This window comes from Rhizobium sp. P1_E1, from assembly GCF_056406015.1.
Window position 1 is genome coordinate 88303 of record NZ_JBFUAY010000023.1, and the last position, 7164, is coordinate 95466.

Annotated in this window: 5 protein-coding genes; all 5 read right to left on the minus strand. The window is 58.9% G+C overall.

The features are described from left to right. Positions 1–162: 162 nt before the first annotated feature. The gene (locus tag AC1D1Z_RS11675; RefSeq protein ID WP_112904116.1) at positions 163–1086 is read right to left on the minus strand and encodes an adenylate/guanylate cyclase domain-containing protein; all 924 of its coding nucleotides are present in this window, start codon (positions 1084–1086) and stop codon (positions 163–165) included. A 160-nt stretch (positions 1087–1246) separates the two neighbouring features. Further along, positions 1247–2797: a SpoVR family protein gene (locus AC1D1Z_RS11680; RefSeq protein ID WP_112904118.1), complete on the minus strand. Its 1551-nt coding sequence runs from the start codon at positions 2795–2797 to the stop codon at positions 1247–1249. Beyond that, positions 2794–4065, minus strand: a complete 1272-nt coding sequence (locus AC1D1Z_RS11685; protein ID WP_018242830.1) for a YeaH/YhbH family protein — start codon at positions 4063–4065, stop codon at positions 2794–2796. The genes AC1D1Z_RS11680 and AC1D1Z_RS11685 overlap by 4 nt, the downstream gene beginning before the upstream one ends. A gap of 12 nt (positions 4066–4077) precedes the next feature. Continuing rightward, on the minus strand, positions 4078–6021 hold the full coding sequence (locus tag AC1D1Z_RS11690) for a PrkA family serine protein kinase (RefSeq protein ID WP_018242831.1): 1944 nt from the start codon (positions 6019–6021) through the stop codon (positions 4078–4080). 410 nt (positions 6022–6431) lie between these two features. Further along, positions 6432–6908: a VOC family protein gene (locus AC1D1Z_RS11695; protein WP_018242832.1), complete on the minus strand. Its 477-nt coding sequence runs from the start codon at positions 6906–6908 to the stop codon at positions 6432–6434. Between the last annotated feature and the right edge of the window lie 256 nt (positions 6909–7164).

Here is a 7164-nt window from a genome sequence, read left to right on the forward strand (position 1 = left end):
GGCAAGCATAAGCAGCCGGCATTACCGATTTGTAATATCAGCAAAGAATGGAAATAACCCGACCGCTCACTTTTGCTTGAACGAACACTCGCCGCTGTCTTTGACACCGCCGATTGTCGGGCGAAATATTGCACAAAATCTCTGACGATGCGGGTTGGATGTCTATCGGCGCATCGACCATCGCACGCCCATGACGGCCGCAATCCCCAGTATCGGCCACATCGCCCAGAACTGCCCCGTCCAGGTGAAGAGGTTGATGCCGGCAATGCCGAGCGCCACGATCGCCAGCGAGGTGATCTTGCGGTTGAACAGCGTCTGGTCGCGGTTCCAGGCGAGCGCCGCGACGACGGCCAGCGCCAGCACAGGAAAGCGCGCCCAGAAAACGCCCTGCCATGACAGCAGATTGATGCAGATCAGGACAGCGGCGATGACGGCGAGCACGCCGTAGAGCCTACGTTCGCGCGGTGCCGGCCTTGCCTCGGAGATTGCCGCCGCCATAACCGCCGGCTGCGGCTGCGGACGCGCGGGGCCGGATCGTTCGGCAGGCGGCGTCTCGTCCCTGGCATCGCCGATCTTCACCGCGTAGCTCGGCACGCCTTCATCGACATTCTTCACCATCAACGGTCCGAGAAACTCGAAACCAACAGCCACCTTGTTGCGCACCTGATCGTAGACTGTGCTTGAAATGACGATGCCGCCGGCCGCAGCCGAAGCCTGCAGCCGCGCCGCAATATTGACGCCGTCACCATAGATGTCTTCGCCTTCGACGATCACGTCGCCGAGATTGATGCCGATGCGAAAGAGCATGCGCCCGTCGGCCGGACGGCGGGCGTTGAAGCCCGCGAGTTCGTTCTGGGTGTCGACGGCCGCGCGCACCGCTTCGACCACGCTCGGGAAATCGGCGATCAGCCCATCGCCCCAGGTATTGATGACGCGGCCGCCATGGCTTTCGATGAGGCGCCCCATCGCTTCTCGGCAGCGCTTCAGGCTCGCAAGCGTCCCCTCCTCGTCAGCCCCCATCAGCCGCGTATAGTCCTGCACGTCAGCACAGAAGATCGTCGTCAGCTTGCGCCGCGTTTCACTCATGGTCTCTCGTCTCCGCGCCATCCGCCCCGGGAAAGATCGCTGCAAAGGCTGAAACTGGTCGAGATCAAGTGGGCGATTGCAACGGCGGTAAACTACTAAGGCTTTGTGTTTGTTGCCACCGATAATTGTTCACGTTATCGCCCGTCAGCACAACGGGTGATTATTGAACGATCTTGCGCGGGCTCGCCGTGTGTTCTCTCGCCACCGCGCTGGAACTGTCGATTTCCTGAAGCAATACGTCATAGCCCCAGAGATCGGCGAGATGCTGCAGGACGAGCTTCGTGTCATTTTCCTGAAGATAGCAGCCATTCATCATGATGTGTTGCAGCAACAGCCGGCGGTCGCCGGCGAGATCGACATCGACGATATCGATTGCCGGATCTGTCCAGCCGATATCATATTCGCGGGAGAGCTGGCGGCGGATGCGCAAGTATCCACGCTCATTATGGATCGCCGAAACCAGCACTCCCTCGGTCTGTTCAGGATCGTCGTAGAGATGGAACAGCCGCAACTGCCGGATCAGGTTCGGGCTCAGAAACTGGCTGATAAAGCTCTCGTCCCGGTAATTGGCCCAGATGTCGCGCAGGACCGCCATCGCATCGCCTCGTCCAGCGATATCGGAAAACCATGTGCGGTCCTCTTCCGTCGGCTTCGTGACGATCCGCTCGATATCCTGCATCATCGCAAAACCAAGCGCATAGGGGTTGAAGCCCGAGAACCGCCGGTCGTCGTAGCTCGGCTGGAACACGACGTTGGCGTGCGACTTCAGGAATTCGAGGAAGTTTCCGTCGCTGATCTGCCCCCGCTCGTGAAGCCGGTTCATGATCTGGTAGTGGACGAAAGTGGCGGTTCCCTCGTTCATCACCTTGGTCTGCCGCTGGGGATGGAAATATTGCGCGACGTGGCGGACGATGCGGAGGATCTCGCGCTGCCACGGCTGCAGCCGCGGCGCCGATTTTTCAAGGAAGTAAAGGATGTTGTCCTGCGGAAGACCGAGGGCGGCGCGGCGCTTTTCCAGGCCGATGTCACCCGCCTTCCGGGCCTTGCCGACCGGAACCGTGCGCCATAGGTCGTTGAACATCTGCTCCTCGTGGGCGCGGCGCTCCTGCTGCCGCTTCTCCTCCTGGCGAAGATCGATGGTGGTCTTGCCCGCGTATCGATGTACGCCGTGCGACATCAGCGCATGGGCTGCGTCGAGCGTACGCTCGACCGCCGTCTCGCCGTAACGCTCCTCACAGCGGGTGATATAACCCTTGGCGAAATCGAGGTAATCGAGGATACCCTCCGCATCGGTCCAGAGCTTGAAGAGATAGTTGTTCTTGAAGAAGTGGTTGTGGCCGAAGGCCGCATGCGCGGTGACGAGCGTCTGCATCGTCGCCGTGTTCTCTTCCATCAGGTAGGAGATGCATGGAGAGCTGTTGATGACGATCTCATAGGCAAGGTCGCGCATCCCGCGGCGGTAGAAGGTTTCGTGATGCGCGAAGTGCTTGCCGAAAGACCAATGGCGGTAAAAGAGCGGCATGCCGGTGGAGGAATAGGCATCGAGCATCTGCTCCGAGGTGATGACTTCGATCTGGTTCGGATAGACATCGAGGCCGAGTTCGTTAAGCGCGATCTCCTCGCAGGCGTCGTGGATGCGCTGGAGCGTTGCGAAATCCCAGTCGGCTCCCTGGAACAAAAGCCGCTCTCTTGGTCTCATCGTCGTGGTCATGGCGTCACCCTCGACTGTGCGTCACGTTTCTGGAAGAGATCGTGGAAAACAGGGAATATTTCGCTCCGCCGGCAGACCTTGCGCATCGAAAGCGATAGCTCGGAACGGATCCCGTCATAGAGCATCCAAAGCGGTGAACGGGATATTGAGGAGTCGCCGCCCTCTTCGCCGACCTCGATATAGGCGAAATACTGGCACAGCGGCAAAATCTCGCGCAGCAGTTGCCCGGTCAGGTTTCCGTCCGAATGGGCGTTGTCACCGTCCGAAGCCTGGGCGCCGTAGATATTCCACTCTGCCGGATCGAAACGCGCCGCGATGATCCCGCGCATTGCCGCAAGGGCGCTGGATACCAGCGTCCCGCCCGTCGCCGGACCATAGAAGAAGGTTTCCTCGTCGACCTCCTCGGCCTTGTCGGTATGACGGATGAAGACGATCTCCACTTTCTTGTATCGCTTCGACAGGAAAAGGTAGAGCAGCAGGTAGAACCGCTTCGCAAGGTCCTTCATGTGTTCCGACATGGAGCCTGAGACGTCCATCAGGCAGAACATCACGGCCTTCGCCACAGGCTTCGGCTCGTTTTCGAAGCGGCGATACCGCACGTCGAGCGGATCGATATAGGGAATGCGCCGGCTTTTTTCCGTCAGGGATTTGAGTTTTGCCTCAAGCGTCAGGCGGCTTTCGTCGTCCTCGCATTCCTCGATCTGTCGCTGCAGGGCTTCGATCTCTTCGCGACGCGGACGGTGAAGCGCGACGCGGCGCATCATCGCGAGCCTCGTCGTGCGACCGACGGCGATGTTGGACGGCGATCCCGATACGGAATAGCCGGCCCGCGACGGAGTTTCCTCCTCGGTTTCGGTCAGACGCCGCTTGGCAAGGTCGGGCAGTTCCAGGTCATCCAGAAACACATCGAGGAATTCCTCGCGCGTCAGCACGAAACGGAAGCCGTCCTCGCCATCGCCTTCGCCTGCATCTTTTGGTTTTCCACCCTTCCTACCCGGCGGCCGTGGAATGATATCGCCTTCGACGAATGCCCTGTTTCCCGGCAGGATGTGATCGGCGACGCCGCCGTCGCCCCTTCGAAGGCTCGGTTCGGCCATTCCATCGATCGGCAGGCTGATCTCACCGCCGTCGAGCACATCGCGAATGTTCCGGTTTTGCAGAGAACGCTTTACCGCCTGCTGCACGGCGCCTTTCATGCGCCGAAGAAACCGTTGCCGATTTTCCAGACTTTTACCGCGCGGATTTAGCCGACGGTCGACAATGTGCATATTGGCTCCACATTAACTTGCCTGTTTGACGCGCATGTACCATTCGACGAGGCGCCGAACCTGCCTCTCCGTGTAGCCCCGCGCAGCCATGCGCGAGACGAACTCGCTGTGTTTCTTTTCTGTTTCCGAATCCTTCTTCGAACCGAAGGAAATGACCGGCAAAAGATCCTCGACCTGCGAGAACATTCGCTTCTCGATGACTTCCCGGATCTTCTCGTAGCTCGTCCATGACGGATTCTTTCCGCCGTTGGCTGCCCGCGATCTCAAGCAGAACTTGACGATTTCGTTGCGGAAATCCTTCGGATTGGCGATTCCCGCCGGCTTTTCGATTTTCGTCAGTTCCTGGTTGAGGAGCTCGCGATCGAGAAGCTGGCCGGTATCGGGATCCTTGAAGTCCACGTCTTCGATCCAGGCATCGGCATAATCCACGTAGCGGTCGAACAGATTCTGCCCGTAATCCGCATAGGACTCAAGATAGGCCTTCTGAATCTCATTGCCAATGAACTCTGCGTAACGTGGTGCAAGATCGGCCTTGATGAACTCCAGATAGCGCTTCTCGACATCGTCGGAAAACTGCTCGCGGCGGATCGACTGCTCCAGCACATACATCAGATGAACCGGATCGGCGCCAATATCCGTGGTGTCGTGATTGAAGGTGGAGGCGAGCACCTTGAAGGCGAAGCGGGTCGATATGCCGTCCATGCCTTCGTCGATGCCGGCGGCATCCCGATATTCCTGGACACTGCGGGCGCGCGGATCCGTCTCCTTCAGGCTCTCGCCGTCATAGGTACGCATCTTCGAGAAGTACGTCGAATTCTCATGTTTACGCAGACGCGAAAGCACGGAGAAGCGGGCCAGCATTTCGAGCGTCGCGGGGGCGCATGGCGCATCGGCCAGTTCCGATCCCTCGATCAGCTTTTCGTAGATCTTCTGCTCTTCCGTGACGCGCAGGCAATAGGGCACCTTGATCACGCAAATACGGTCGATGAAGGCCTCGTTGTTCTTGTTGGCCTTGAAGGTTTGCCATTCCGCTTCGTTCGAATGCGCAAGGACGATGCCGGAGAAGGGTATGGCGCCGATATTCTCGGAGCCGATATAGTTCCCCTCCTGCGTCGCCGTCAGCAGCGGATGCAGCATCTTGATCGGCGCCTTGAACATCTCGACGAATTCGAGCACGCCCTGATTGGCGCGGTTGAGGCCGCCCGAATAGCTGTAGGCATCGGGATCGTTCTGGGAATAGGTCTCCAGCTTGCGGATATCGACCTTGCCGACCAGTGACGAGATATCCTGATTGTTCTCGTCTCCAGGCTCGGTCTTGGCGATAGCGATCTGGCGCAGCCGCGAAGGCTGTACCCTGACGACACGGAAGCGGGAAATATCACCCCCAAAATCATCGAGCCGCTTCAGGCACCACGGGCTCATCAGTCCGCTCAGGCGTCGCAGCGGAATGCCGTATTGCTCCTGCAGGAGCGATCCCATCGTGTCCGGGTCGAACAGGTTGAGCGGACTTTCGAAAACGGGGCTGATCTCGTCACCCGCCTTCAGCACGTAGATCGGATGAAGCTCCATCAGCAGCTTCAGCCGCTCGGCCAGCGATGACTTGCCGCCGCCGACCGGGCCGAGCAGATAAAGGATCTGCTTGCGCTCCTCGAGCCCCTGCGCCGCGTGCCGGAAGAAGGAAACGATGCGTTCGATTGTCTCTTCCATGCCGTGGAAGCCGACAAAGGCCGGATAGATCCGGATGGTCCGGTTCATGAATATCCGACCGAGGCGCGTGTCCCTGGCGGTGTCGACCATCTGCGGTTCGCCTATCGCGGCGAGCAGGCGCTCGGTCGCATTGGCATAGGCAAGCGGTTCCTTTTTGCAAAGGTCGAGATACTCCGCGATCGACATATCGGTTTCGCGACGCGCATCATAGGTGCGGGTGAACGCATCAAATACGGATTCACTCAGCATGGGCCCTCCATTCAAGGTTAATGCCACAGGCTCTAGGTCGTCATACCAAGGAGATGGACACGACATTCCTAAGAATCAATAGTTTCGCAGGTATATTCCACGCTCACCGGCTGTTTCTGGCAATGCACAAAAACGTGCATGCACCGGTTATTTTTTTACTCTACGAAACTGTTCCTTATTGTAGTGGAGAAGGGTGCCATCGCGGTATCAGCACATTTCGCGACGTGACAGAAAGATGAAAAAGGTGTGCAATGTCGCCCGTGATTCGAGCACTGGAGAAATCGACGGTTGGCAGCCAATCTGCGCAAAGTCGATGCAGGACAGCGTGTGCCGATCCGCTTCAGACATGATGGAAACGGACGCATCGCGACTATGCGCCCATCATCGTGATCATACGCTAACCGCGCGACTCAGCCGTTGAATGCCTTCTCCAGCGCGGCGACATCGATCTTGACCATGCCGAGCATCACTTCGGTTACGCGCCTGGCCCGCTCGCGGTTGCTGTCGGCGATCATTTCGGACAGCATGCGCGGCACGATCTGCCAGGAAAGACCCCAGCGGTCCTTCAGCCATCCGCAGGCCTCCGGCGTGCCGCCATTGGCGAGAAATGCCTCCCATATCCGATCGATCTCGGCCTGGCTTTCCACAAGAATCGCGATCGAGAAGGAATGATTGAAGCTATCGAGCGGGCCGGCCTTCATCGCCAGGAAGGCCTGGTCGGCGAGCGTGAACTCGATCAGTTCGACACTGCCGGGAGGCCCGCTCGGCGTTTCCGCCGGCAAAATGGTGGTGCGGCCGATCCTGGAATCCGGGATAACAGACACATAGAATTCGACGGCTTCGCGTGCTTCCTCGGCGAACCAGAGATTTGAAACGACCTTCGGCATGAAACGACCTCCTTGTTGACGGTATCGATCCGGACTGCTGTCCGATGACCTAAGGACGCCCCACCGGCGCCGGTTCCGACAGGCCGCGAACCGTTTTTTGGCCCCGCTCGCCCGCGTGACCACCATGGCCGCGCTCTGCGGCGGCATTGCTGCCCGCAACCTACCGCCCGGAATAGCGGCGGCTCGGGAATGAAAGCAGAACATCTTTTCTGGTCTTTCCTTCCCGAATCACTACATTACGCGCCATGAGCAATAG